The sequence below is a fragment of the Cognataquiflexum nitidum genome, assembly GCF_022538055.1.
Lineage (GTDB): Bacteria > Bacteroidota > Bacteroidia > Cytophagales > Cyclobacteriaceae > Cognataquiflexum > Cognataquiflexum nitidum.
In genome coordinates, this window is record NZ_JAKZAM010000022.1 from 27,088 (window position 1) to 52,205 (window position 25,118).

Annotated in this window: 27 protein-coding genes; 17 read left to right on the forward strand and 10 right to left on the reverse strand. The window is 41.1% G+C overall.

The annotated features are described in order from the left end of the window. The first annotated feature begins 46 nt into the window (after nucleotides 1–46). Nucleotides 47–1,540 carry an ATP-binding cassette domain-containing protein gene (locus MMU07_RS14790; RefSeq protein ID WP_241126653.1) on the forward strand — a complete coding sequence of 498 codons (1,494 nt, stop codon included), beginning with the start codon at nucleotides 47–49 and terminating at the stop codon, nucleotides 1,538–1,540. A 3-nt stretch (nucleotides 1,541–1,543) separates the two neighbouring features. Here the strand turns inward: MMU07_RS14790 and MMU07_RS14795 are convergent, their stop codons facing one another. Next, complete coding sequence (locus MMU07_RS14795) at nucleotides 1,544–2,197, reverse strand: metallophosphoesterase family protein (RefSeq protein ID WP_241126654.1); 654 nt, start codon at nucleotides 2,195–2,197, stop codon at nucleotides 1,544–1,546. Nucleotides 2,198–2,432: 235 nt separating this feature from the next. Between MMU07_RS14795 and MMU07_RS14800 the strand changes: the two genes are divergently transcribed. Next, on the forward strand, nucleotides 2,433–3,011 hold the full coding sequence (locus MMU07_RS14800) for a DUF4136 domain-containing protein (protein ID WP_241126655.1): 579 nt from the start codon (nucleotides 2,433–2,435) through the stop codon (nucleotides 3,009–3,011). A gap of 6 nt (nucleotides 3,012–3,017) precedes the next feature. Here MMU07_RS14800 and MMU07_RS14805 read toward each other — a convergent pair whose 3' ends face one another. The 8 genes from MMU07_RS14805 to MMU07_RS14840 form a co-directional block, all read right to left on the reverse strand. Further along, nucleotides 3,018–4,580 carry a glycoside hydrolase family 3 protein gene (locus MMU07_RS14805; RefSeq protein ID WP_241126656.1) on the reverse strand — a complete coding sequence of 521 codons (1,563 nt, stop codon included), beginning with the start codon at nucleotides 4,578–4,580 and terminating at the stop codon, nucleotides 3,018–3,020. A 27-nt stretch (nucleotides 4,581–4,607) separates the two neighbouring features. Beyond that, nucleotides 4,608–5,894 carry an MFS transporter gene (locus MMU07_RS14810; protein ID WP_241126657.1) on the reverse strand — a complete coding sequence of 429 codons (1,287 nt, stop codon included), beginning with the start codon at nucleotides 5,892–5,894 and terminating at the stop codon, nucleotides 4,608–4,610. Next, nucleotides 5,891–6,370, reverse strand: coding sequence for a GNAT family N-acetyltransferase (locus MMU07_RS14815; RefSeq protein WP_241126658.1), 480 nt, complete (start codon nucleotides 6,368–6,370; stop codon nucleotides 5,891–5,893). Before MMU07_RS14815 ends, MMU07_RS14810 begins: the two co-directional genes overlap by 4 nt. Continuing rightward, complete coding sequence (locus tag MMU07_RS14820) at nucleotides 6,367–8,064, reverse strand: glycoside hydrolase family 10-like protein (RefSeq protein ID WP_241126659.1); 1,698 nt, start codon at nucleotides 8,062–8,064, stop codon at nucleotides 6,367–6,369. The genes MMU07_RS14815 and MMU07_RS14820 overlap by 4 nt, the downstream gene beginning before the upstream one ends. Nucleotides 8,065–8,070: 6 nt before the next feature. After that, the gene (locus MMU07_RS14825; protein WP_241126660.1) at nucleotides 8,071–8,736 is read right to left on the reverse strand and encodes an N-acetylmuramoyl-L-alanine amidase; all 666 of its coding nucleotides are present in this window, start codon (nucleotides 8,734–8,736) and stop codon (nucleotides 8,071–8,073) included. Nucleotides 8,737–8,899: 163 nt separating this feature from the next. Continuing rightward, complete coding sequence (locus tag MMU07_RS14830; RefSeq protein WP_241126661.1) at nucleotides 8,900–9,346, reverse strand: Hsp20/alpha crystallin family protein; 447 nt, start codon at nucleotides 9,344–9,346, stop codon at nucleotides 8,900–8,902. Nucleotides 9,347–9,464: 118 nt separating this feature from the next. Then, the gene (hutG, locus tag MMU07_RS14835) at nucleotides 9,465–10,424 is read right to left on the reverse strand and encodes a formimidoylglutamase (protein WP_241126662.1); all 960 of its coding nucleotides are present in this window, start codon (nucleotides 10,422–10,424) and stop codon (nucleotides 9,465–9,467) included. Between the two features lie 49 nt (nucleotides 10,425–10,473). Then, nucleotides 10,474–10,698: a ligand-gated ion channel gene (locus MMU07_RS14840; RefSeq protein WP_241126663.1), complete on the reverse strand. Its 225-nt coding sequence runs from the start codon at nucleotides 10,696–10,698 to the stop codon at nucleotides 10,474–10,476. 247 nt (nucleotides 10,699–10,945) lie between these two features. Here MMU07_RS14840 and MMU07_RS14845 point away from each other — a divergent pair, with 247 nt between their 5' ends. From MMU07_RS14845 to hisA, 12 genes are all read left to right on the forward strand, one after another. Further along, complete coding sequence (locus MMU07_RS14845) at nucleotides 10,946–12,352, forward strand: anthranilate synthase component I family protein (RefSeq protein WP_241126664.1); 1,407 nt, start codon at nucleotides 10,946–10,948, stop codon at nucleotides 12,350–12,352. An 80-nt stretch (nucleotides 12,353–12,432) separates the two neighbouring features. Further along, nucleotides 12,433–12,837, forward strand: a complete 405-nt coding sequence (locus tag MMU07_RS14850; RefSeq protein WP_241126665.1) for a four helix bundle protein — start codon at nucleotides 12,433–12,435, stop codon at nucleotides 12,835–12,837. Between the two features lie 39 nt (nucleotides 12,838–12,876). Continuing rightward, nucleotides 12,877–13,443 carry an anthranilate synthase component II gene (locus MMU07_RS14855; protein ID WP_241126666.1) on the forward strand — a complete coding sequence of 189 codons (567 nt, stop codon included), beginning with the start codon at nucleotides 12,877–12,879 and terminating at the stop codon, nucleotides 13,441–13,443. Nucleotides 13,444–13,709: 266 nt separating this feature from the next. Next, nucleotides 13,710–14,723, forward strand: coding sequence for an anthranilate phosphoribosyltransferase (trpD, locus tag MMU07_RS14860; RefSeq protein WP_241126667.1), 1,014 nt, complete (start codon nucleotides 13,710–13,712; stop codon nucleotides 14,721–14,723). 5 nt (nucleotides 14,724–14,728) lie between these two features. Further along, on the forward strand, nucleotides 14,729–15,544 hold the full coding sequence (gene trpC, locus MMU07_RS14865) for an indole-3-glycerol phosphate synthase TrpC (protein ID WP_241126710.1): 816 nt from the start codon (nucleotides 14,729–14,731) through the stop codon (nucleotides 15,542–15,544). Nucleotides 15,545–15,547: 3 nt separating this feature from the next. Continuing rightward, entirely contained in the window at nucleotides 15,548–16,186 is a 639-nt protein-coding gene (locus MMU07_RS14870) for a phosphoribosylanthranilate isomerase (RefSeq protein ID WP_241126668.1), read from the forward strand. 64 nt (nucleotides 16,187–16,250) lie between these two features. After that, nucleotides 16,251–17,429: a tryptophan synthase subunit beta gene (trpB, locus tag MMU07_RS14875; RefSeq protein WP_241126669.1), complete on the forward strand. Its 1,179-nt coding sequence runs from the start codon at nucleotides 16,251–16,253 to the stop codon at nucleotides 17,427–17,429. A gap of 163 nt (nucleotides 17,430–17,592) precedes the next feature. Next, on the forward strand, nucleotides 17,593–18,366 hold the full coding sequence (trpA, locus tag MMU07_RS14880) for a tryptophan synthase subunit alpha (RefSeq protein ID WP_241126670.1): 774 nt from the start codon (nucleotides 17,593–17,595) through the stop codon (nucleotides 18,364–18,366). A gap of 4 nt (nucleotides 18,367–18,370) precedes the next feature. Then, complete coding sequence (aroF, locus tag MMU07_RS14885) at nucleotides 18,371–19,390, forward strand: 3-deoxy-7-phosphoheptulonate synthase (RefSeq protein WP_241126671.1); 1,020 nt, start codon at nucleotides 18,371–18,373, stop codon at nucleotides 19,388–19,390. Nucleotides 19,391–19,572: 182 nt separating this feature from the next. Next, nucleotides 19,573–20,355: a phenylalanine 4-monooxygenase gene (locus tag MMU07_RS14890; protein WP_255737439.1), complete on the forward strand. Its 783-nt coding sequence runs from the start codon at nucleotides 19,573–19,575 to the stop codon at nucleotides 20,353–20,355. A 64-nt stretch (nucleotides 20,356–20,419) separates the two neighbouring features. Further along, nucleotides 20,420–21,013 (forward strand): imidazole glycerol phosphate synthase subunit HisH, encoded by a 594-nt coding sequence (hisH, locus tag MMU07_RS14895; RefSeq protein ID WP_241126672.1) that lies wholly within the window; start codon nucleotides 20,420–20,422, stop codon nucleotides 21,011–21,013. Nucleotides 21,014–21,262: 249 nt separating this feature from the next. After that, nucleotides 21,263–21,982 (forward strand): 1-(5-phosphoribosyl)-5-[(5-phosphoribosylamino)methylideneamino]imidazole-4-carboxamide isomerase, encoded by a 720-nt coding sequence (hisA, locus tag MMU07_RS14900; RefSeq protein ID WP_241126673.1) that lies wholly within the window; start codon nucleotides 21,263–21,265, stop codon nucleotides 21,980–21,982. Nucleotides 21,983–22,042: 60 nt separating this feature from the next. Here hisA and proC read toward each other — a convergent pair whose 3' ends face one another. After that, a complete protein-coding gene (gene proC / locus MMU07_RS14905) occupies nucleotides 22,043–22,846 on the reverse strand; it encodes a pyrroline-5-carboxylate reductase (protein ID WP_241126674.1) in 804 nt (267 codons plus the stop codon). A 302-nt stretch (nucleotides 22,847–23,148) separates the two neighbouring features. On the opposite strand from proC, the gene MMU07_RS14910 reads away from it, so the two are divergent. The 3 genes from MMU07_RS14910 (at nucleotide 23,149) to MMU07_RS14920 (ending at nucleotide 25,047) form a co-directional block, all read left to right on the forward strand. Continuing rightward, a complete protein-coding gene (locus tag MMU07_RS14910) occupies nucleotides 23,149–23,598 on the forward strand; it encodes a hypothetical protein (protein WP_241126675.1) in 450 nt (149 codons plus the stop codon). Between the two features lie 10 nt (nucleotides 23,599–23,608). Further along, a complete protein-coding gene (locus tag MMU07_RS14915) occupies nucleotides 23,609–23,809 on the forward strand; it encodes a helix-turn-helix transcriptional regulator (RefSeq protein ID WP_113924503.1) in 201 nt (66 codons plus the stop codon). A gap of 131 nt (nucleotides 23,810–23,940) precedes the next feature. Beyond that, entirely contained in the window at nucleotides 23,941–25,047 is a 1,107-nt protein-coding gene (locus MMU07_RS14920; protein WP_241126676.1) for a 6-bladed beta-propeller, read from the forward strand. Nucleotides 25,048–25,118: the final 71 nt, after the last annotated feature.

A 25,118-nucleotide genomic window follows, 5' to 3' on the forward strand; every position in this document is an offset into this window, starting at 1 on the left:
ACCACTACAACAATAGCAACCACTACAACCAACACAACCCCCCTTCATGCCCACGCTAATTTCCATCCAAACAGCCACTGTCAGACAATTTGATAAAGTAGTTTTTGAGAACTTGGATTTTGAATGGAATACAGGTCAACATTGGGCAATTTTGGGGCAATCCGGTGTGGAACTTACGGCTTTTTTGGATACCCTATTGGGTAAAACCATGGTAACTTCAGGTAGGATCCAAAGGACCTTTGCCAAAGAATACCAAGATCAAAAGTCAGAAGCAGGTGAAGTAAACTCATTCAGGGATTTGATTGCCACCGTTTCTCAGCAATATACTTTCAAGAACAAGTCCAATCTTGGGAATTTCTATTTCCAGCAGCGCTTCAACTCGATGGAGTCTGATGAGGCCCTGACTGTGGAAGATTATCTTAAAAGCATAGAAGTAAAAGCGCCTGGTCCATGGAGTTTGTCAAAAGTAATCAGGTTCATGAATTTAGAGCATCTCAAAGACAAATCCCTTATCAAGCTGTCGAATGGAGAGACACGGAGACTTTCTTTTGCCACGGCTTTGATCAAGAATCCAAAAATTCTTTTGATGGACCAGCCGCTTACGGGTTTGGACAAAGAAACAAGGGGTGATTTTGGAGGTATGCTTTCGGATATTATTGCCTCAGGGATCCATGTCCTGATGAGTAGCCACCATAACGAGATTCCATCCGGAATCACCCACGTAGCCATATTGGGTGAAAATAAAATCACAAATGCCGATAAAGCGGAAAAAATAAAAGGAGCGCACCAAAGCTTGCAGTTTGAGAATGACGTTGATCCGGAATTTGTAAAAAGGCTTTTAGGTAAAAATTCAGCATTTACTTTCCAAAAAATACTGGACTTTAAAAATATTGCTGTAAGGTATGGAGACAAACAGATCCTAGAGGGCATCAATTGGACGATTCTTCCCAATGAAAAGTGGGCTTTGAAAGGAGAAAACGGTGCAGGAAAATCCACTCTTCTCAGTTTGGTATTGGGTGAAAATCCTCAAGCCTATGCCAATGAAATATGGCTTTTTGACAGGAAAAGAGGATCAGGAGAAAGTATATGGGATATCAAAAAACAAATTGGATTTGTAGCGCCGGAGCTTTCGAGGTTTTTTCCACCCAATCAAACTTGTATCAAGGTGGTGCTATCGGGATTATTTGATACCATGGGTTTGTTCAAGAAAGTCTCTCAGGATCAGGAAAAATTGGCAATGGATTGGTTGGGATTGTTTCATTTGGAAAATATAGCCAATCGATTGTTAAGTCAGGTTTCACTCGAAAACCAAAGGTTTATCTTGCTTGCAAGGGCTTTGATCAAAAATCCCGAATTATTGGTTTTGGATGAGGCTGCCCAAGGAATGGATGACTTACAAAGGGTCAGGTTCAGAGAAACTGTCGATCTGGTTTGCAAAATTCTGCCGGTTTCGATGATTTATGTGAGTCATTATGAGGAGGATATTCCAAAATGTGTAGATAAAATTTTTAGATTAAAAGGAGGAAAAGCGGTTTTTTGATCCTCAAAGAAGGTCGCTTGCTTCTGTGGGAATTGAAACAGTCTCTATAAAAGTCCCATCATCTTCCAATCTGATTCCTGTCAGGCAGACACCGCCATAAGCCCCTGTGTCAATATTCCAGGAATTTGATTCCTTGCTGTATTTGGGGACTCCGTCCCAATTTGGTGTATGCCCGATTACCTGAAGTTTCCCGGTATTGATCAAAGGCTTTCTGTTCCATAAAAGCCCATTGGTGTTCTTTTGGTCATAGGGATTTCCAAGTCCTGAAAACCCCGCATGTGTTACCTGCACAGAGTCATTTTCCCATATCAAAGGAAGGTCTGTCAACCAAGTCGAGTAGTTGTCCGGATCAATGTGTGCTTCTTCAAACTGCCGGAGGGTTTTGTTTCCTCCATTCGAAAGCCAAACACCTAGCTTATCCTCACCTTTCATGTAATTTATCATCAGCTGTTCGTGGTTCCCTCTCAAAAAATGGGCTTCTTTTTTAAAATTCATCTGAAGTTCAAATGCGAGATGAATAACTGACGGAGACAAAGCCCCTCTGTCTATCAAATCACCCAACTGTATGAGGGTCTCAGATTTTGGATCCCAGTAGTCCAATAAATTTAAAAAGGTATTGAGACACCCGTGAACATCTCCAATAATGAACATTCCCATAAGTTTATAAAGGTTAAAAACAAACAACTTTCTGTAGTTATGAAAAAAAAACAACAAATGATTCTTATTACTTGCTCCAGTTAATAAATTTAATTATAATCACTTCATAATCAATTTTATATCTTCAAAACATTCTAAGGCAAATGTTGTTTTTATTTGGTCATAAATGGATTGATTTATTGATCAAAATCCATAGGTTCTTAAACGATTTAAATTTCCTCAAAGGTTGTATGTTATGAAAAAATCAATTCTAATTCTCTTCTCCTTTTCCCTTTTCTTTTCTGCCTGTGTAAGTCAAAAAGATTATATTGCAGACTATGATTTTAATTATGCGGGTAATTTTAAGAAATATAAAACTTTTGGTTTTGTTAATAACCCATTTCCCGACACGACTACCCATTATCTGACTATTGAAAGGACAATCACCAATAGGCTCGGTTCTCAGGGATTTAAATTACAGCCCGAAAAGCCAGACATTCTGATAAATTATAAGGTTTTTACAGAAGATGTTAAATATAGGGGGTATGAACAGCCTAATTTTGATTTTTGGGTTCAGAGGAGAAGTGCCGATTTTGAAGTAACTGAAGAAGAGGAAAAAGAGAACCGTGAAAAAGATGAGAATTACAATCAGGTGAAATTTATGGAAAACAATGGTATGCTTGTAATTTTTGTGATTGACAACAAAAGAGGAAATACCATTTGGCAGGGGTATACTGCTGCAAGTTTTGATTTTTTCTCACCTGAAGTTTCTACAGAATTGACTAAAGCAACATATCGGGTTATGGATCAATTCAAGATTCTGACTAGAAATTAACCACATTCAGTCAAGCCTGCCCTCTGCTTCAATTTTTCCCAAGAAGTGGAGGGCAGCTGTTTTTTGGGTAGATTCAAAATTTTGGAAGGCGCAGATGACTTTTTCAAATTTTTGAAAATAACTGATTTCATTCAGTGATAGGGGAGACCCGAACAGATAGAGTTGACAGTTTTTATTTTCTATATGGTTCAAAAGTTTTTTGATCATTTCGATGTCCATCCCAAAATGATTCACAGGCTTGGCTGAGGGCACAAAAACTGCGATCAGTAGGTTGTCAAAATTCTTTAATTTTTCCCAGCTCGGGTCGGTAACGGAGGTCAAGCTAATTGATTGAGAAGAAGTGACTTTATCCAATTCCGAGAAGAAAACATTTTCATTTTCCTGAAATAAAGAAACCTTCGCAAACTTGGCATCTGACATATCAAGGGAGGTTTGCGGGTTTGGGTTGAAAATTTCAGAGATATAATAGCGTGGAAGCTTGTCATTGAAAGCAATATGATCTGACCAGTTGAATTCTATTTCTTTTGGAAGATGATCAGAATAGATGCCGAGTTTTTCTTTGAGGCGGGTCACTTTTTGATAACTCTCCAAAATTTTTTCTTCTGATCCATTTTTCAAAATCATCTCTATTCCTGCTGTCACATTTTCTGAAAAACAGAGCAAGTCATTTCCTGCCTTGAATGCTTCCCACTCCAACTGTCCCGGTTCGGGAAAAAGGTCAGAGACACTTTTCATATTCAATGCATCTGAGACCACGATTCCTTTGAAACCCATTTCCCCTTTTAATAAATCAGTAATGATCTCTTTGGATATTGAAGCTGGAATGGTTTTTCCGTTGGAAAGCGCCGGTGCAGCCAAGTGCCCCACCATGATCATGTCGATACCCGCTTTAATTCCGTTGGCAAAAGGATAAAGTTCTTCAGAAATCAATTCTTCCTTTGTTTTATTAATGACTGGAAGCCCAAGATGGGAATCAGTGTCTGTATCTCCATGTCCCGGAAAATGCTTGTAAGAGGCCCCAATTCCGGCTTTCTCCAAACCTCGATACATGGCCAAAGCAAATCTGCTTACCTTCTCTTTGTCAGGTCCAAATGACCTGTATCCGATCACTGGATTTTTGGGATTGGTGTTGATATCAGCAACAGGGGCAAAATTCAGTTGAATTCCGGTCTGCTTAAGGTCTTTTCCCATCCGGTAACCTGTTTCAAAAACCAAATCCTCATGTTCAAGCGAAAGTGCTCCCAAGGTAATGGCGTAAGGATATTGGGGAGTATTTTCTATCCTCATCGCCAAACCAAACTCCGCATCAATACTCATTAAAAGTGGTTGTTTGGAAATGGATTGGTATCGGACGATCAATGCCCGAAGTTTTTCAAGCGTATTTTCATAAGTCAGCTTTTCTTGCCTTTTCTCAAAATTGGCTGCAGCACTGTGGCGGCTATGGAAAAAAGTAAGGCCACCGATGTGTTGGTTTTTGATCAATGACTCGATTTCCAAATAATTTTCTTCCGTATCGTGGATAAATGCCGCCGGCGAAAAAAGCTGACCAATTTTTTCTTTTAAAGTCATTTTTTAAAATAGTTTCTAATTAATTCATCATTTTTCATTCTGAACTTCTTCCACCTTCTTCTTCCCATATTCATTCGGAAATTTCACATATCGGATCATCATGATTCCCGGGATCGCAGCTGCTACTACCCAAAGAAAAAACCCTTCATAGCCCAACCATTCCTGCACAAAACCACTCGCCATTCCCGGTAGCATCATTCCCATTGCCATAAAACCTGTCGCGATGGCATAATGGGAAGTTTTGGATGGTCCTTCGGAAACATATATCAGGTACATCATAAAGGCCGCGAATCCAAACCCATAACCCAACTGCTCCACTACTACCACTGCGCCTGCCCAAAATGCGGATTCAGGTTGGAAATAGGCCAAAAGGTAATAGAAGAAGTTGGGCACGTTCAATGCCAAAATCATCGGCAACATCCATTTGCCCAAGCCATCTTTGGATATGACGACACCTCCGATGATGCCTCCAAGAGAAAGTGCGATAATCCCAAATGTCCCATATATCAAACCAACATCCGTGGTACTGAGTCCGAGTCCGCCATCAGGTCTGCTATCCAAAAGGAAAGGAGAGGCCATTTTTACAAGTTGTGATTCTCCCAAACGGTAAAAAAGGATGAAGGCCAAAGCTGCCCAGATTTCTTTTTTCTGAAAAAAGGAAATAAAAACCTTCCCAAAAGTCAATTGAACCTCTTTAACATACGTACTGCTCTTTTCGATATTAGGGGTGGTCCAGAGGTTGATCAGCGTCAATACAAACATCAGACCAGCTACCATGACCATTGTCAGAGACCAGGCTTTGGCATTGTCTCCGTATTTGACTTCAAGATATCCAGCTACGATGACAAACAATCCTTGCCCTGTTACCATCGCCACGCGATAGAATGTGCTTCTCAAACCGATGAAAAACGATTGTTGTTCTTCCTTCAAAGCCAAGAGATAAAACCCATCCGAAGCAATGTCATTGGTCGCAGAGGCAAAAGAAGCCAACCAGAAAAACGCCAATGTCAAAACAAAAAACTGGTCTGTAGGTACGCTGAGGCCTGTGCATAGAAAGGCAAAAGACAATACCAATTGCATTGCCAAAAACCATTTTCGTTTGGTTCCATAAAGGTCTACCAATGGACTCCAAAGTGGTTTGATGACCCAAGGGAGGTAAAGGAAACTGGTGTAAAGTCCGATTTCTGAATTGTCCACTCCGAGTTTTTTGTACATGATGACAGATACCGTAATGCTCAATACATAGGGAATTCCTTCGGTTAGGTATAGTGGCGGAATCCAATACCAAGGATTGTTTTTGATGGTTTTGCTCATGGTTTCTTTCTGATGAGGTTTTGGTAAATGCTGATTTCAGAACCTTCGATGATACTTGCCCCAACAGTATTTTTATAAAAATCAGCAGGTCCCACTCCCCCGATGATGGCATAGGCATATCCCATTTCCTTCATGGATTGAAGGCTTTTGACCAAAAGGACTTTCCCTATTCCTTTTCCCCTCATAGCTTCCAGAGTGCCTGTTGGCCCAAAAAAGTTCTTTGCAGTAGATTCAAAACAGGCAAAACCCAAAATCTCATTTCCTTTTTGCGCAATCCAACAGTTTACAGGAAGATGACTAAAGGCTGACTCCACTTCATTTGCCCAGTAAATGCCGAAATTTTCAAAGACCCAGTTTCTCACAAATGACTTTTCAGGAGGTATCGGCTTTCGAAACACAATATTCTCCTTAGCCAAAATGGCTTCATTCTCCGAAATATCCGGGAGTTCCATCAAGCGGACAAGCATGTCTTTCATGGGATTTGGGTTTTTGGGTTAGCCTGAATTTCGAAAACCTGTGGGTTTGATTCTTTGCCAAAACGGTCCAGAAAACTGATGGCCACGAATTTTTGGTTGATTGAATTCAAAACCGGAAGTAACATCCTGTTGCTTTCATCCAGATATATCCTTTGGGAGGAAACATTCTCTTTGCGTTTTTGCAGATCAGGGAGGGTCGGCGCGGTGTAGATCAATGCAAACCGAAAATCAGGTTGTATGCCCCGCTCAAACTGAAAAGCAAATCCGTCGCCATGTGGGATAAGAATCGGAGTTTGGCCTGTTGGATTGCCATTGGGATTTGGAAGTACATCAGGAGGCAATGCCGTGAAGTGGTAATGGTTTTTGTGAAGCAAATCGGCGACATCCTTATTTTTTACATACATCGATTTGGCGCTGAAGTAAGCGTTGCCGGATATGTTTGGAGTGATCTTGGACAGTCCCACCTGATTGGAGATTTCCATTGGGTTTTCCCAGGCTTTGTCCGCATTGTCACGGATTTTGTAGGGGCCGTTTCCGATATAAATTTTGGTGTTGTAGTGGTTTTTTGACCACCAGTTTACCAATTCCCTGTGTGAAGCAAGGTTATAATCCATGCTCCAATACAATTGGGGAATAAGGTAATCGATCCATCCGTTTTTCATCCATGTCAGGACATCGGCAAAAAGATCGTCGAAGTTGGTCTGTCCGGCTCTGGTTTTGGATCCTGATGGGTCTTTGTCGATGTTTCTCCAGACACCGAAAGGACTGATTCCGAATTGAACCCAAGGCTTTTCTGCTTTGATGGTTTCATTTACTTCTTTGACCAAAAGATTGACATTTTCTCTTCGCCAATCATCGAGTTTTTGTCCGGGTTTCCCATACTTTTTGAATGAAGCGGCATCGTTAAAGACTTCCTTTTCCACTTTGTAAGGATAAAAATAGTCATCAAAGTGGATGGCATCAATATTGTAATTTTGGACTACTTCTTTGATGATTTCTACCAGATGAGCCCTTACTTCGGGCAAGCCGGGATTGTAATAGTACTTCGTGTCATACTTGATCATCCAATTGGGATGCTTGACAAAATCATGGTTTGGGCTGAGGTCTTTGGTTTCCATGGTCATGGTAGCCCGGTAAGGATTAAACCATGCATGGAATTCCAATCCCCGTTTGTGCGATTCCAATATCATCCAGGAAAGAGGATCTTCCATGGTATTTGGCTTTTGACCTTGTTTGCCTGTCAGGTATTTGGACCAAGGGGAATATTTGGATGGATAAAATGCATCGCCGGCTGCCCGAACCTGCACAATCACCGCATTGAAATTGAGTGATTTGTAATAATCCAGAAGCTTAATAAAATCCTCTTTTTGCTTGGAATAGGAATCTGTTGAAGAAGTTGGCCAGTCAATATTGGCGACTGTCGCGATCCAAACTCCTCTGAATTCCCTTGGACTCGGTCCCAATTCAATTTCCAAAGGTTTGTAAAAAGAAGTAGGACTTGGGACAGTTACGGTTTTTGATGGAAAATTACTTTTACCGGCAGGTTTTTCAGACGAAGGAATTTGGGTACTTGTTTTCGTTCTAGTGGTAGGAATGGGTGTCACTGTCTTGCATGACTGTATTCCCATGACTATGGCAAGAAGGAAGGCTAAATGAAATATTCGGGATTTATTCAATTTGAAAGGAGGCTTCATGTTTGGTCAAGGATTGCTTTTGAAATTCAGATCTGCTAGTTTTTTTCTTAGCTTTTTCATGAATTTTGGACCTGGATCCTGTTTTTGGGTCAGGTAGTTTGGGTCAGTTTCTTTCCAAATGGGTGTTCCCTGAAAGGCATAATATTCGTGGTGCCCGATGACATAGGTCAGCTTGTATTTTCTGTTGAGGTACCTGATCAATGCTGCATTGGCCTTGACCTGCGCATTGGTCAGTGGCGCATCCGGGCCCCCGATATTTTCGATACCTATTGCAGTATAGTTGAGTCCAATGGTATGTCTTGCAAAGGTCGTGTCAGGAAGTAACCGAAAGATGGTTCCGTCCCGGTCAACCAAAAAATGCGCCGAAACATTGAGGTTACTAGCAGCAGTAAGTTCCGGTCGGCCACCAAGATACACCGGATTGAAAACATCAAAAGTCGATTCCAAGGAATTGATTGCAGTCCAATGCACTACGACCATGGTCGGAACAATTGTCGCGGTTTCCTTTTCAATCCCGTGTCTGTTTTTCAGGTATTCTATAGAAAGCTTTTCTCTTTCTTCGTCAAAAATAATGGGCTTGTCAAAGATTCGAAAAGTCTGTGCTTGGACTCCTGATACCAAAGCAGTAATTAAAATGACTGATAAATAGACCAAAAGACCTTTTTTATTCATGGTTGTTGCTGTAGGGGTGTATATTCTCAATTTTTACTCAAAATAAAGGAATTTATTGGTAGGTATATTCCAATCATCAAAACTTTGGACATTACAGCGCTATTCCATAAACAAAAAGCCCCAGTCTTTAGGGACTGGGGACTTGCATACGTAGGAAAAAATCTTAACCTACCGAAATTGCCTTTTTGGGTTTTGTACTCTCAATAACCTTCTTAGGGAGGACTACATTCAAAATGCCGTTGTCATATTTGGCATCTATTTTTTCGTCCATCACATTCTCAGGAAGACTGAATGAACGCCTGATGCTTGAGTAGGAGAATTCTTTCTTACGGTAATTTTCTTTTTTCTCCTCTTTCTTCTCTTCTTTTTCGGCGCTGATGTTCAGCATTCCGTCTACTACTTCGACTTTAAAATCTTTTTTGTCAAAGCCCGGTGCAGAAAGTTCAAGTTTGAACTCTTTGTCATTTTCAATCACATTAGTGGAGGGAATTTCCACTCCCTTTTCTGGAAGCCAGAATTTTTCATCCCAATCAAATGGACTTTCTGTTCCAAAGAAATCCTGGACCAATTTTGGCCAAGCGCTTCCGTTTTGCTTAGTTAGTAATCCCATGGCTATAAGAATTTTAGAGTTAATTGGATTTGTTTAACAGCACCAAGTTTACATTGTTCCAATTAAAACCAAATGATAATAGTCACATTAACAACTGATTATAATCAAAAAATGCAATTCAAGAAAGCTTTCTTACAATATTTTCAATACATTTTGAAGCCAATCTTGCGGTGCTGTTGTCTTTATCAAAAATCGGATTAAGTTCGACAATATCCATGCTGATTAGCTTACCTGTTTTGGCCAAATAATCGAATATTCTGAAAGCCAACTCAGGTGAAAATCCCAAAGGAGAAGGCGCACTCACCCCAGGTGCAAAGGCTGATGAAAAACCATCAAGGTCTATACTCAGGTATATTTTATTTACCTTCAGACAAAAATCATCCAGAGTTTGGGCAATGGTTTCCCAATTTGCCAAAGTGAATTCCTCCATTTCCATCCATCTGACTCTGTGTTTTAAAGCAGTTTCAAAAAGTACTTTGGGATTGGATGATTGTTGGATACCAAGGCATAGGTAATGGAAGTGGCTTTGGTATTCATTTGCCAACTGAAAAAATGGTGACCCAGAATGTCCTTTGCCGCTGTTCAATTCCCTGAGGTCAAAATGCGCGTCCAGATTGATGATGCCTAATTTTTCTCCTTTGGGCATCAAATACTCCAATATCCCGCGACCATGGGCAAAAGCAAGGTCGTGTCCACCACCTAATAAAACAGGGAAATAGTGGTTTTGGAGTAATTCGGTCACGGTTTTGGAGATAAGCGAATGGCTGGATTCCATGTCTTCACCTTTTGTGATAATATCCCCCAAATCATAAATCCCAACTTCCTCAGGCAGGTGAAAGGCCATCGGGCCCATCATTTTCCTGATAGCTTCCGGACCTTTGGCTGCACCTGTTCTTCCCTGATTTCTACGGACGCCTTCATCTCCTGCATATCCTAGGATTGCAACCCATTTACCATTTGTAGATTGATCGATGTGCAGATTTTTCGCACAGGTCACAGCCTGATGCCAATATTGAATGGAATCTGACGGACGGCCTGTCCAGATATGCGGTGGAGTAGGATTGTGAAGAAGAGTCATTTTTAAGGATTGAAACCAGCTTTTTTTAAAGTTTTACCAAAAAAATGGGTTATGATTTGGCAAGATAAAGGTTGAATTCCAAGGCATTGCCGGCTACAAATTCATCCACAGCGAGGTCCTCCATGATTTCATCATCAAACTCCATTTCAGTTTTTTCCACTTTTCCGTCAGGATGAACAATCAGCTCAATTCCTGTAAAATCCGATGGATTGACTTTGACCAATACCTGGTAATCATCAAAGACTCTTTTGAAATATTTGGGCATTTTGCTCATATGTTAATTTTTATATTCAAAATTACCGATAATTTTTATTCAATTATTTTTTGTTAAGTAAAATGCATCTTTAACTTTGTCCCACTGAAAAAAATGAAAACGACTCAAAACAAATATTGGTGGTGGCATTCGACTTCTAAAATGGAAGAACCGGTTGTTGTTGCCTAATTTTGTGTTTGACTGACATATCGAAAGGGCTTACTGGTTTTTCCAGTAAGCCCTTTTTTTATTCCTTAAACCTATTGACATGGAAAACTTCAAAATCATAACCCATCATAAAAAGCGCTTGGCTGACACGATTACGCCGGTCAGCATTTACCTTCAGATCAGGGACAGGTTTGCCAATCCCATTTTGTTGGAGAGTTCTGATTACCATGGGCAAGAGGACAGTTTCTCCTATATCTGTTTCAATCCGATCGCGTCATTTTCATTCAATGCCGGTCAGGTGAAGGAAACACTACCTTTTGGCGAGTCCATTTCCTATCATGTTGGGCCTGAATTGAGTCTTGTTGATGCGCTGCGAAAGTTCTCTGGTAGATTTCAGGATGATAACGGGAAGCACAAATTCATCAGCAATGGCCTTTTTGGGTATATGCAATATGATACTTTGGCTTATTTTGAAGATATCAAGCTGGAAAATTCTTCTCCGGATTCGGTTCCGATGCTGCATTATGCGGTTTACCAAAATGTGATTGTGGTCGACCATTTCAAAAATGAGATGCATCTTTTTGAACATCAGGTGGAGGGAATCGAAACAGAAGTACAGCTTCCGCTTTTGGAAACGCTTCTCAACAATAAAAACCTTCCTTCTTATTCTTTCAAATTGGTAGGAGAGGAGTCTTCCAACTATACCGATTCGGAATTTTTGGATATCCTCAAAAAGGGTCAGGAGCATTGCTTCCGTGGCGATGTTTTCCAAATTGTGCTTTCGAGGAACTTTTCCACCCAATTCAAAGGAGATGAGTTCAATGTCTACCGCGCACTCCGCTCGGTCAATCCTTCGCCTTATCTGTTCTATTTTGATTATGGTTCCTACAAGGTTTTTGGGAGTTCACCGGAGGCCCAGATTGTGGTCAAAAACAACAAAGCCACAATTTATCCTATTGCCGGGACTTTCAAGCGGACAGGAAATGACATGGCTGACGCAGACTTGGCAAGGAAACTCTATGACGATCCAAAGGAAAACTCCGAACATGTCATGTTGGTGGACCTTGCTAGAAATGACCTTAGCCGCTCCTCCGAAAAAGTGGAAGTGGAGGTTTTCAAAGAAATTCAATATTATTCCCACGTCATCCATTTGGTATCCAAAGTGACCGGTATCCTTCCCGAAGGCACCAACCCACTGCAGTTGGTGGCCGATACATTCCCTGCAGGTACGCTGTCCGGCGCTCCAAAGTACCGGGCGATGGAACTCATAGATCAGCTTGAAAATACTTCCCGTAAATTCTATGGAGGCGCTATTGGATTCCTTGGATTCAACGGCGACTTCAACCATGCCATTTTGATCCGGTCATTTGTTTCCCAAAACAACAGACTGCGGTTCCAAGCCGGTGCCGGAGTCGTAGCCAAATCCTCCATTCCTTCCGAACTCCAGGAAGTCGCCAACAAACTCGAAGCACTCAGGGTAGCGCTAAAGACGGCGGAGGGGATTTAGGGAGAGGTTTGAAGGTTGAAAAGTTGCAAGGTTCAAAAGTTTTAAAGTTGGTTTTATGTTCAATTTAAGAAGATATCGTAATGGCAAAGATTGATTCCTTTGAAGATTTGAATGTGTGGAAAGAAGCAGTAAGGATAGCTGTCGAAATCTATCGAATAGCTGACATTGCGCCTTTAAAAAATGATTACAAATCTAGAGATCAGCTTATCGGTGCCGCTATTTCTATTTCAAATAACATTGCCGAAGGTTTTGAATACAATAACAACAAGGTATTCGTGAAATTTCTACATTATTCAAAAGGTTCAGCAGGGGAGGTTAGAAGCCAACTTGCCGTATTAGTAAAAGCCGGAAGAGTAAACCAAGAGGAATATTTAAAACTTAAATCAGAATTAATTGTCCTATCAAGTCAAATCAAATCCTTCATCAACTATTTGGTTTCGCTTGAAAAAAACCAAACCCTAAAACATGAACCCTATAGTCATTAAGGGCACACCTTTTAACCTTCCAACTTTAAAACTTTCCCAATGCGCATCCTCGTCCTCGATAATTACGATTCATTTACATATAACTTGGTGTACATCATCAGAGCTTTGGGCTATGGTCCACAGATGGATATTTTCCGGAATGATAAAATCAGCCTTGAAGAAGTCTCCAATTATGATAAAATACTCCTTTCACCCGGCCCGGGAGTTCCGGCCGAAGCGGGGATTATGCCGGAATTGCTGAGAACATATTCCGCTACCAAGGATATCCTCGGAATCTGCCTTGGCCATCAGGCGATCGGAGAGGCTTTTGGCGGTAGTTTGATAAACCTTTCGGAAGTAGTTCACGGACTTGCTTCTGAAGTGAAAGTCGCTGACGATCTGATCTTCAAAGGCCTTCCCGAAAGATTCAAAATAGGAAGATATCATTCTTGGGTGATCAATGAACAGACACTTTCCCCTGATTTGGAAATCACTGCCAGAACACCCGATGGACAAATCATGGGTGTGAGGCACAAAGAATTCAAAGTCCGCGGTCTTCAGTTCCATCCCGAATCTGTGTTGACTGAACATGGCGTAGCGATGATGAAAAATTGGCTGGAAAGCTGAGGAAAGGATGAAGTGGGAGGGGTGAAGGATGAAGTAGGTTGGAAGTACCAAGTATAAAGTACCAAGTACCACGTAACTCCTGATATTGAACCCTAATCAATTAACCAAATAACCAGATAACCATTAACCAAATAACCCAATAACCACTAACCAATAACCATTAATCCAATAACCTGACAACTTTGACAACCTGACAACAACTACAACTATTACAACAACTACAACCAATACAACCACTACAACCTATTAACCATTAACCAACTGCCATGAAAGACATACTCAACCACCTGATCGAACACCGGAGCCTTTCGAAAGACCAGGCAAAGGAAGTTTTGAAGAAGATTACTTCAGGTTCATACAACTCCAGTCAGATTGCGGCTTTCCTGACCGTATACCTGATGAGAAGCATCACCGTAGAGGAATTGGGCGGATTTAGAGAAGCGATGTTGGAGTTGTGCATTCCTGTGGAGATATCTGAATACGATGCCATGGACCTTTGCGGCACAGGCGGTGACGGAAAGGATACTTTTAATATCTCTACCCTTGCCTCCTTTATCGTAGCAGGTGCAGGACAAAATGTAGCCAAACACGGAAACACCGGAGTGTCTTCGATTTGCGGTTCTTCAAACCTTTTGGCGCACTTTGGATATGAGTTTACCAATGACATCGGAAAGATCAGAAAGAGCCTCGACGAAGCAGGAATCTGTTTTCTTCATGCGCCGCTTTTCCACCCTGCCATGAAAAATGTCGGCCCTATCAGAAAAGAATTGGGTGTAAAAACATTTTTCAATATGTTGGGCCCGATGGTCAATCCAAGTTTTCCTAAAAAACAATTGGTAGGGGTTTTCAGTCTTGAGTTGGCGAGGCTCTATGCCTACCTCTATCAGGAGCACGATGGCAACTTCAGTATTTTACATGCCTTGGACGGCTATGATGAGATTTCTCTCACAGGGGATTTCAAAATGATTTCCAATTCGGGTGAAAAACTCCTCAGTCCGGAAAGCATTGGCTTGCCCAAAATCTCTCCCGATTCCATCTTGGGGGGAGAAACTGTAGAAGAGTCCGCCAGAATATTTGACAATATATTGAAAGGAAAAGGTACAGTTCCACAAAATTCTGTTGTCCTTGCCAATGCCGCTGCGGCACTTGTAACGGCAGATCCTGAATTGGGATTTGAATCTGCTTTGGAAAAAGCCAAAGACTCTCTTTATGGAGGAAATGCGCTGAAAGTTTTCAATGCATTGGTCAATCCAAAAACAACTGTTTCATTTTCAAACTGATCATGATGAATATTTTAGATAAAATAATTGCCCACAAAAAGTTAGAAGTAGCTGAAAAAAGCAGCTTGGTACCTGTAAAGTTGCTAGAACAAAGTGTCTACTTTGACGGAAGCATCGTGTCTATGAAAAAGTATATCAAACACGAAGACAAGACAGGAATTATTGCTGAATTCAAAAGAAAATCCCCTTCCAAAGGATCTATCAATTCAAATTCCTCGGTGGAGACAGTCAGTATTGGTTACATGCAGGCAGGCGCTTCGGCCTTGTCCATTTTGACTGACAAAGAGTTTTTTGGTGGAAAAAATGAAGACTTAACTACGGCTAGAAAATTCAATTTCTGTCCCATACTTCGGAAGGATTTTATCATTGATGAATACCAGATCATCGAAGCCAAATCCATCGGAGCAGATTGTATCTTATTGATAGCTGCTGCATTGGAACCAAAACGTCTGAAAGAGTTGGCCGTTTTTGCGCATTCTTTGGGATTGGAAGTGTTGATGGAAGTCCATGATGGGGACGAATTGGATGCTTCACTCAATGAGCATTTGGATTTGATTGGAGTCAACAACAGAAGCCTGAAGACTTTCGAAGTTTCTTTGGAAACTTCCTTTGGTCTTGTGGATAGGATTCCTGCAGACTTTATCAAAATCTCAGAATCGGGCATTTCCCAACCCGAGACCTTGATATCGCTGAAAAATGCGGGATTTGATGGATTCCTCATCGGGGAAAATTTTATGAAATCCGCGCGTCCTGAGCAGGCTGCATATAATTTTATGCATGAATACAGAAGGTTATTGGTAGTAAATCAAGCTATTGCTTAAAAAATGAAGCTAAAAGTCTGTGGCATGCGAGAATCCGCCAACGTCAAAAAACTGTTGGACGATGTCCAACCGGATTGGATGGGGCTGATTTTCTATCCGGCTTCGCCAAGGTTTGTGGACGATATCCAAGCTGATTGGATCAGGGAAACAGACATCAGGAAAGTCGGTGTTTTCGTAGATGCCGCTCTTTCGGAAATAACAGAGAAAGTCCAAAAGTTTGGGCTTTCCACACTTCAACTTCACGGAGAAGAAAGTGTCGAGGAAGTAAGAGAAATCAAGGAAAAAACCGGTTTGGAAGTTTTCAAGGTATTCTCCATCGACAAAAACATCGATTGGAAGCATTTGGAGGGTTATCTTCCACACGTGGATTATTTCCTCTTCGATACATTCACCCATGCCTACGGTGGTAGCGGTAAAACCTTTAATTGGCAAATTTTATTAGATTATCCTTTTGACAAACCCTTTTTGCTCAGCGGTGGTTTAACCTTAGGACACTTGGATGCCATCGGGGATTTGAAATCCAAAGTTCCCCAATTGACAGGCTTGGATATCAACTCCAAATTTGAAATTGAACCCGGACTCAAGGACATTGACTTGGTCTCAGAATTCAAAAAGTCACTTACAAAAACCCTATTTAAATAAGGTTTAAAAAACCAAAATGCCTAAGTCTCAAATCTCAAATCTCACGTCTCATATCTTAAATAAAATGATCAAAATCGACGAAAAAGGCTTTTATGGAAAATTCGGAGGGGCGTATATCCCCGAGATGCTCCATCCCAATATTGAGGAACTCAGAGAAAACTATGAGCAAATTATGGCCACACCGGAATTTCAAAAGGAATTCAGAGGCTTGCTCAAAGACTTCGTCGGAAGACCGACTCCATTGTATTTTGCCTCCAGGCTCTCCGAAAAGTATGGTGCCAAAATCTATCTCAAAAGAGAGGACCTTTGCCACACCGGTGCACATAAAGTGAACAATACTGTGGGTCAAATTATCATGGCCAAAAAACTTGGAAAGAAGCGCATCATTGCAGAAACCGGTGCCGGACAACATGGTGTGGCCACAGCAACGGTCTGTGCGCTGATGGGGATGGATTGCACGATCTATATGGGTGCAGTGGATATCCAAAGACAGCGGCCCAATGTCGAGCGTATGAAAATCCTTGGAGCCAAGGTAGTGCCCGCGACTTCCGGTAGCCAAACTCTCAAGGATGCTACCAATGAAGCGATGCGCCAATGGATCAATAATCCCGTCGATACCCATTATATTATCGGTTCTGTGGTAGGACCTCACCCATACCCGGAGATGGTGGCGAGGTTTCAGTCAGTAATTTCTGAGGAAATCAAATGGCAGCTCAAAGAAAAAGAAGGTACCGAAAATCCCGATATTATCATCGCCTGTGTAGGTGGTGGGAGCAATGCTGCAGGAGCTTTTTTCCATTATTACAATGTTCCCCAAGTGAGATTGGTGGCTGCAGAGGCTGCAGGCTTGGGAGTGACTTCAGGAAAATCAGCAGCTACGACCGTTTTGGGAACATCAGGAATCCTGCATGGCAGCAAGACATTGCTGATGCAGACCGAAGATGGACAGGTGGTAGAGCCACATTCTATTTCAGCAGGATTGGATTACCCCGGAATCGGACCTGTGCATGCTCATTTGTTTGATATTGGAAGAGCCGAATTTGTGGCTGTGGAAGATGAGGATGCCATGAAGGCAGGAATCCAACTCAGCCGTACAGAAGGAATCATTCCCGCTATTGAAACTGCACATGCTATCCATGCTTTGAACCTGATCGAATACAGCAAAGATGACATCATTGTAATCAATCTTTCAGGAAGAGGAGACAAGGATTTGGATACTTATATCAAATGGGGAGGCTATTAGGAAGGATGAAGGAGGAAGTCGGAAGTACGAAAAAGACAGAAGTCGGAAGACAGAAGACGGAAGTTTTTAGACCCTCATATTCCCCCTTCAAACTTTTGACTCAATTCCAACTTTTAACGAAAACCAATCTCATGTCTTTAGTCTCACGTCTCACGTCTTAAAAATGAATCGAATAGAAAATTTATTTCAAACCAAAAAAGAGCAGGTGCTCTCTATATATTTTACTGCAGGTTTTCCAAAACTCGAGGATACGCTTCCTATTATGCAAGCCATTGAGTCGGCCGGGGCTGACATTATCGAAGTGGGAGTTCCTTATTCCGATCCGATTGCCGACGGGCCCACGATTCAGGACAGCAATCAGATTGCCTTGGACAATGGCATGAGCCTGAAGAAGCTTTTTGAGCAATTGCAGGACATGCGCCAAATTGTTTCTTTGCCGGTGGTCCTGATGGGATACCTCAATCCGATCATCCAATATGGAATGGAAGCTTTTTGTAAAAAATGTCAGGAAATTGGCGTGGATGGGCTGATTCTTCCCGACCTTCCTATGCAGCAATACTTGGATGAATTCAAGGAAATCTTTGACAGGTATGATCTTCGCAACACATTTCTGATTTCTCCGCAAACAAGTGAAAAGAGAATCCGGGAAATTGATACCCATTCCAATGGGTTCATTTATATGGTTTCTGCCCATAGTATCACCGGTGCAAGGACAGGGATTTCAGAAGAACAGATTGCTTATTTCCAAAGAGTGGAGGCCATGAACCTTATAAATCCGAGATTGATCGGGTTTGGGATTTCCGATTCAGAAACATTCACCACCGCTTCCAAATATGGAAACGGCGCCATCATAGGCAGTGCATTTATCAAAAAAATCAAAGATAGTCAGGACTTGAAATCCGACATCGAATCTTACATACGGTCCGTAATCCATTGAAATTATGATTGTCCAGTTAAAAGAAGAAATTACCGAGTTGCAAAAAGACAAACTGATCAACGAGATCAGTCAGATCGGCTACAAGATCACCGAAGTCAAAACCCAATTGGGAGATTACCTGATCGGGATTGGAAAGAATGATTTTGATATCCGCAAAATCGGTCAGCAGGAGGGTATCAAAGACATCCATATCGTTTCGGACGAGTACAAACTTGTTTCCAAAAAGTGGAAAGTCAAACCCACTTCGATTGACCTTGGCGATGGCATATTCATCAAAGATGGCGATATGGCGATCATGGCCGGACCTTGTTCCATTGAGTCGGAGGACCAAATCGTCAAAATCATCAACCATCTCAAGGCCACCGGCATCAGCATGATGCGAGGCGGTGTCTTCAAACCACGTTCAAGTCCTTATGCCTTTCGGGGACTGGGAATTGACGGCTTAAAATTGTGGTATGGTTTGGCCAAAGAAGCAGGAATCAAAATCGTCACTGAAGTCATGCAAGTTTCCCAAATCGAGGAAATGTACCCTTATGTGGATGTGTATCAGGTAGGGGCGAGAAATACCCAAAACTTCAATCTCTTGGATGAATTGGGGAAAGTGGACAAAGCAGTTATGATCAAAAGGGGTATTTCCGGTACCATTGAAGAATTGCTCCAATCTGCGGAGTATGTTTTTTCAGGAGGAAATGAAAAATTGATTCTCTGCGAAAGGGGAATCCGTACCTATGAAAGAGCGAGTCGAAATACCTTGGACCTGAATGCAGTTCCTGTTTTGAAAGCAAAGTCCCATTTACCGGTAATCGTGGATCCTTCGCACGGGATTGGGATCAGGGAATATGTACCCCAAATGGCGCTTGCAGGTGTGATGGCGGGAGCAGACGGGATCATCTATGAAACCCACGAGATTCCTGAAAAAGCCTATTCAGATGGTCAACAGACTTTGGATTTTGCACAAAGTGCCTTGTTGGCAGATTGGATCAGGAAGACATTCGCAATGCGGAAATCCTTTACCTTAATTTGATTGGCTTACATTCTGCTTTTGGGTAAGGTTACAGGTTTTATTAATTTTAAAAAACAGGAATCAAACAGAGGTTTTGAATCTACAAAGGACGGGCTGTCGACTGTGGACTATGGACTATTGACTTAATGCCTCTGAACCCCAATCAGGTTAAGAATTAAAATATACAACCCAAATATAGAATAATGAATAAACCCAAAAACTGGGTCTTTTCGGACCCGAGATTGCAAAAGTTGGAGCAGGATTATGCTGCTTACAAGAAGGAGGATTTTGAGGTATGGCGGATTCTTTTCGAAAGACAGATCGTCAATCTTCCCAAAGCGGCTTCGAAAGCCTACTTGGAGGGAGTCAAAGAAATCAACTTCACCGCATACAAAATTGCGGATTTTGAAGACGTCAACAGGAGATTAGCCAAAACCACAGGCTGGCAAATCCAAGTGGTTCCGGGTTTGATTGACGATGACCTTTTCTTCGGCCTGATGAACAACAGAAGATTTTGTTCGTCCACATGGTTGAGAAAAATGGAGCAGCTGGATTACCTCGAAGAGCCTGATATGTTTCATGATGCCTTTGCGCACATGCCGATGTTGACCAACCAGCCTTATGTTGATTTTCTCGAAAATCTCAGCGGATTGGCACTGAAACATATTGATAATAAATGGGCGATTGAGCTGCTTTCCAGGATTTATTGGTTTACGATCGAATTTGGTTTGATCAGAGAAGATGGCGAGGTGAAAATCTATGGTGCTGGTATTCTGAGTTCCGCAGGTGAAACCAAATACAGCCTTTCAGATGAACCCGCCCATTATGAGTATGATGTCAAAAGGATTTTGAATACGCCTTATTGGAAAGATAAATTCCAGGACAAATACTTTATCATTGAAAGCTATGAGCAGTTGTTCGAATCATTGCCTGAGATTGAAGAAGTCTTAGAGGAAATGGTGGCTGAGGAAATGAAAAAGAATTAATAATGAAGAATTCTGAATTTGGGGTATGTCTCACATTTCAAATCTCCTGTCTCAAATCTAAAATATGAAAGTAGCAGTCATCAAATACAATGCAGGTAATGTGCAGTCAGTCCTTTATGCTTTGGAGCGGTTAGGCGCGGAGGCTGTTCTAACAGACAACCTCGAGGAAATAGCAAAGGCTGACAAAGTGATTTTTCCCGGACAGGGGGAAGCGAGTACCGCTATGAGGTATCTGAAAGAAAAGCAGTTGGATAAACTGATACCAAACCTTACCCAACCGTTCTTTGGCGTTTGTCTTGGACAGCAGCTACTTTGTGACTATTCAGAAGAGAATGACACAACATGTTTGGGTGTATTTCCTGTCAAAGTCAAAAAGTTTATACCTGAAAGCTATGTGGACTTTAAAGTTCCTCATGTGGGTTGGAACAATCTTTTTGATTTGAAAACCCCATTGTTGGAGGGACTGAGTGACGAATCCTTTGTATATTATGTCCACAGCTATTTCTGCGAATTGAGCGATTTTACCATTGCCAAAACCCACTATGTATTTGATTTTGCGGGATTGATGCACAAGGAAAATTTCTACGCCATGCAGGCCCATCCTGAGAAAAGCGGAAAAGTCGGCGAGAGGATTTTGGAGAATTTCCTGAGGATTTGAAAATTGAAAAATTGGAGCATTGAAAAATTTTAAGATTGAAAAATTTGAAAATTCTGTAAACCTATATATCCGAATTTGTGAAATACTATTTCCATTATTCTTTCATCGACTGAAACAACATCACTGCTGCGACTGAAAACTGGCTACTGAAAACTTACTTCCCACTTCCTAACTTCCCAACTTCCCAACTTCCTAACTTCCTAACTTCCCACTTTCCAACTTTCTTACTTCCCAACTTCCCCCTTCCCCATGAAAATCATCCCAGCCATAGACATCATCGGCGGCAAATGCGTACGGTTAACCCAAGGAGATTACAGCCAAAAAAAAGAATACCATGACAGTCCATTGGAGATGGCAAAGCGATTTGAGGGAGTCGGAATCGAACGTCTCCATTTGGTAGATCTGGATGGAGCGAAAGCAAAAAAAATCGTCAACCTTGAAGTCTTGAAAAGTATTGCCGAAGGAACTTCCCTGAAAGTGGATTTCGGTGGGGGTATCCAATCCGATTTTGATATCAATCTGGCATTTGAATCCGGTGCACATCAGGTCACAGGTGGAAGCATAGCTTTCAAAAATCCTACTTTGTTCGAATCCTGGATAGCAAACTTTGGTGGAGAAAAAATCATTTTGGGGGCAGATGCCAAGGACCGGAAAATAGCAATCTCAGGTTGGGAGGAAACCACAGCGATGGACCTGATCGAGTTTATCAAATCTTACCATGCCAAAGGAATCCAATATGTAATCTGTACTGATGTAGCAAAAGACGGATTATTACAGGGTCCCTCAGTGGAATTGTATCAGGATATTTTAGTTGAAATCCCAAGTATTAAATTGATTGCAAGCGGTGGAGTGGCAGGAATAAGGGATTTGGAAGAACTTCAGAAAATCGGCGTTTACGGAGCAATTGTAGGGAAAGCATATTATGAAGGGAGGATTTCTTTGGAAGTACTGGCTTCTTTTCAATCCTAAAAAATATCAGGGTTTTGATTGAATAAAATTTTATTCAATCAAAACCCCAATTCTACTCCGCTACTTTTTCTCTATTTTTTCATAAGAAGCCAACACGCCCCGCACCATGGCTGCTGAAAAACCCTGGTGCTCCATTTCATTGAGTCCGACAATGGTACAACCTTTTGGCGTAGTGACTTTGTCTATGGCTTCTTCGGGATGGATGTTTTTTTGGATCATCAATTCCGCGGCGCCTTTTACCGTCTGGTTTACGATTTTGCTTGCTGTTTTGGCATCAAATCCGATTTGGATTCCACCCTGAATCATCGCCCGCATAAACCTCAGTACATAAGCAATCCCACAGGCACCGAGGACAGTGGCCGCTTCCATCAGGCTTTCATCAATCGTAATACTGAACCCCACACTGTTGAATAAATCCTTCACTTGTGTTTCAGTCGATTCGGTGATATTCCTTCCGCAGATGCAGGTTACGGATTCACGGATATCGGCAGCGATATTGGGCATGGCCCTAAATGCAGTCGTCTTCGGGTCCATTTCCTGAAATATTTCATCCAAAGTAATCCCTGTCGCAACGGAAACGATAATCTGTTTTTTGGGGTCGAGTGCCGGATTGATTTCTTTCAAAATAGCCGAGATATTGTATGGTTTCACTCCCAGAATAACAATATCCGATTCTTTGGCAGCAATCAGATTATCCGAATGTACCCTGACCCCTTTGTCTTGGAGATAAAGGAGGTTGGCAGGGTTTCTTTTGGTGACGTGGAGGTTTTGTGGCAAAAAATCAACCTGTTCCAGCAAGCCGTTGGCGATGGAGGTCCCGAGATTTCCGCAACCTATGATTGCGATTCTGATATCTTTCAGCATGTGGTGTTTTCGGTGTTTTAGGTTTGAGTCTCAAAGGTAACTAGGAATACGTGTTTTTTTGGTGTTTTCCTTTCAATTAAAACAGACGATCGGCAAATAGCCTACTTGATTTTTTTTGTTTAAATAATTTCATTCAAAAATATTTATCAAATTTGCTTGACTATATGTAAAACAAACTTTACATTTGGTAAAAATATCTTTACAAAAATAAAGGTAATGTTCCTTTTGAGTTTTTATGTATTTGCCGCATTCGAATATCAAAAATGGATAGCTACAAAATCACTTTAAACCCACTTTAGACCATGTTAACAAAAATATTATTGCCTCACAGATTTCAGTTTATAGGATGGATACTCTTTTTTCCTTTGGCCATTCTTCTGACCTTTAATAGCTTTTATTCCTATGAAATTGGATGGCTGACTTGGGAGGGATTCAGGATTGGTGATATTTTCACACCGTCCGATGAAAATTTCACCAATGAAATTTCGATTGTTGGAACATTTTTGTCTTTGTTTTTTATCGCTTTCTCCAAAGAAAAGCAAGAGGACGAATACATTCAGAAGCTCAGGTTGGATAGTTTGTTGATCGCTTTTTACATTTACGGACTGCTTACAGTAATTGGCACATTGGTTTTTTATAGTTTTGGCTATCTTGAATTTATGGGCTTCAATATGTTTTCGATCCAATTAGTGTTTATCATCAGGTTTAGGTGGGTGATGTATAGACAACAGAAAACCCTCACTTTGATTTAAACTTGGCAATATGAAAAACACAGTCAAAGTAGAACGTGCCAAGAAAGACATGACCCAACAGGACCTTGCGGATAAGATCGGTGTCTCCCGGCAGACGATCAATTCCATAGAAGCGGGAAAGTACGTTCCGTCTACTGTCCTTGCGCTCAAAATTGGCCGGGTATTCCAGACGCCTTTGGAATTGATTTTTGAATTGGAGGAAGGGGATTGAGGATCAGTTCACAGTCAGAAGTCTGCAGCTTGCGGAAAATAGCATAGGAACTTTTCTCCTTATGTATTAGTGTTTCGAATAAAAGGGAATGTTTCTATTGTGGATTTAGGTGATTTTTATAATTTAGTTTTATGAAAGAAAACAAATCCATAATTTTTATCCTATTGACCTTCCTGCTGATTCCGATCGTGATTTCATGTGAATCAGAAACCAAAGGGGATGCTAAGATTATAAAGGTGGATGTGGATGCCGCTAAAAAGGGAAAAATATCAGATCATTTCGAATCCATTGAATACATCCTTTTGGAATATCCGGACAGTCTTCCGATTGTTGGTCCCTATAAAATGATATTGACCGATGATCGAATTTTGGTCGAAAGCAGGGAAACCGCTGCGGTTTTTGTTTTTGACAGGAAAGGAAATCTTCAAAATGTAATCCGGGATTACGGTGATGGTCCAGGCCAATTCCGGTTGATCGATGATATGTTTCTGGAGGGCGATTTGGTTCGGATCCATTGTAACTATTTGCAAAAACACCTGATTTTCAATGTTAATGGAATATTGATTGAGGAGGGAAAATTGAAGGAAATGGCTGATAGGAGTTTTATAGGAAAAGAATTCATTCTCTATCAATTTCAAGAAGGGTATGGTCCTGAAAAGAATACGATTGTAAGTATTAAGGATAATGTGATACAAGGATTTGTCCCAATCAACAAAGATTTAGAGTATTTCAATCGTTATAATAGTCTCCATGGATTTCAATATGATCCACACCGGGATTCTTTTTTTATCACAAATTTGCTAAATTATGAAATCCCCGTTTTTGATGGCAAGGGCAATTTGAAACAAAAACTTGAATTCGACTTTGGCAAAAACAACTATGATATCAATAAAAGGAAAGAGTTTCCAGAAAATCCTCGTAAGGTAAATACTTATGCTATGGAAAATAATATTATCCAGCATATCAACTCATTTTTCCCATTTAAGAATAAGATTTTTATTCACTTTTTTTCAGGCATCAGAAATTCCCACTTCCTGTTTTTGGATGACAACTTTGATGTCATCTATCATGTCGATGAACTTGAAAATGATTTTGATGGAATGAAGCTTAAAATGTGGTCTTGGGCCTATTCAGAAAATGAGATCGTTTATGCCTTGGATTCTAAGCAGTTTTATAACGATTACGTCGAAACCTTCAATGATAAGAAAGTCACAGTAAAAAAAAGGCGATATTCATGATTTTTTCAGGAACAATAAAGAAAAACTGAAAGAAGAAAAGCATGTATTGGTTGCTCTCAAAGTCAAAGAAT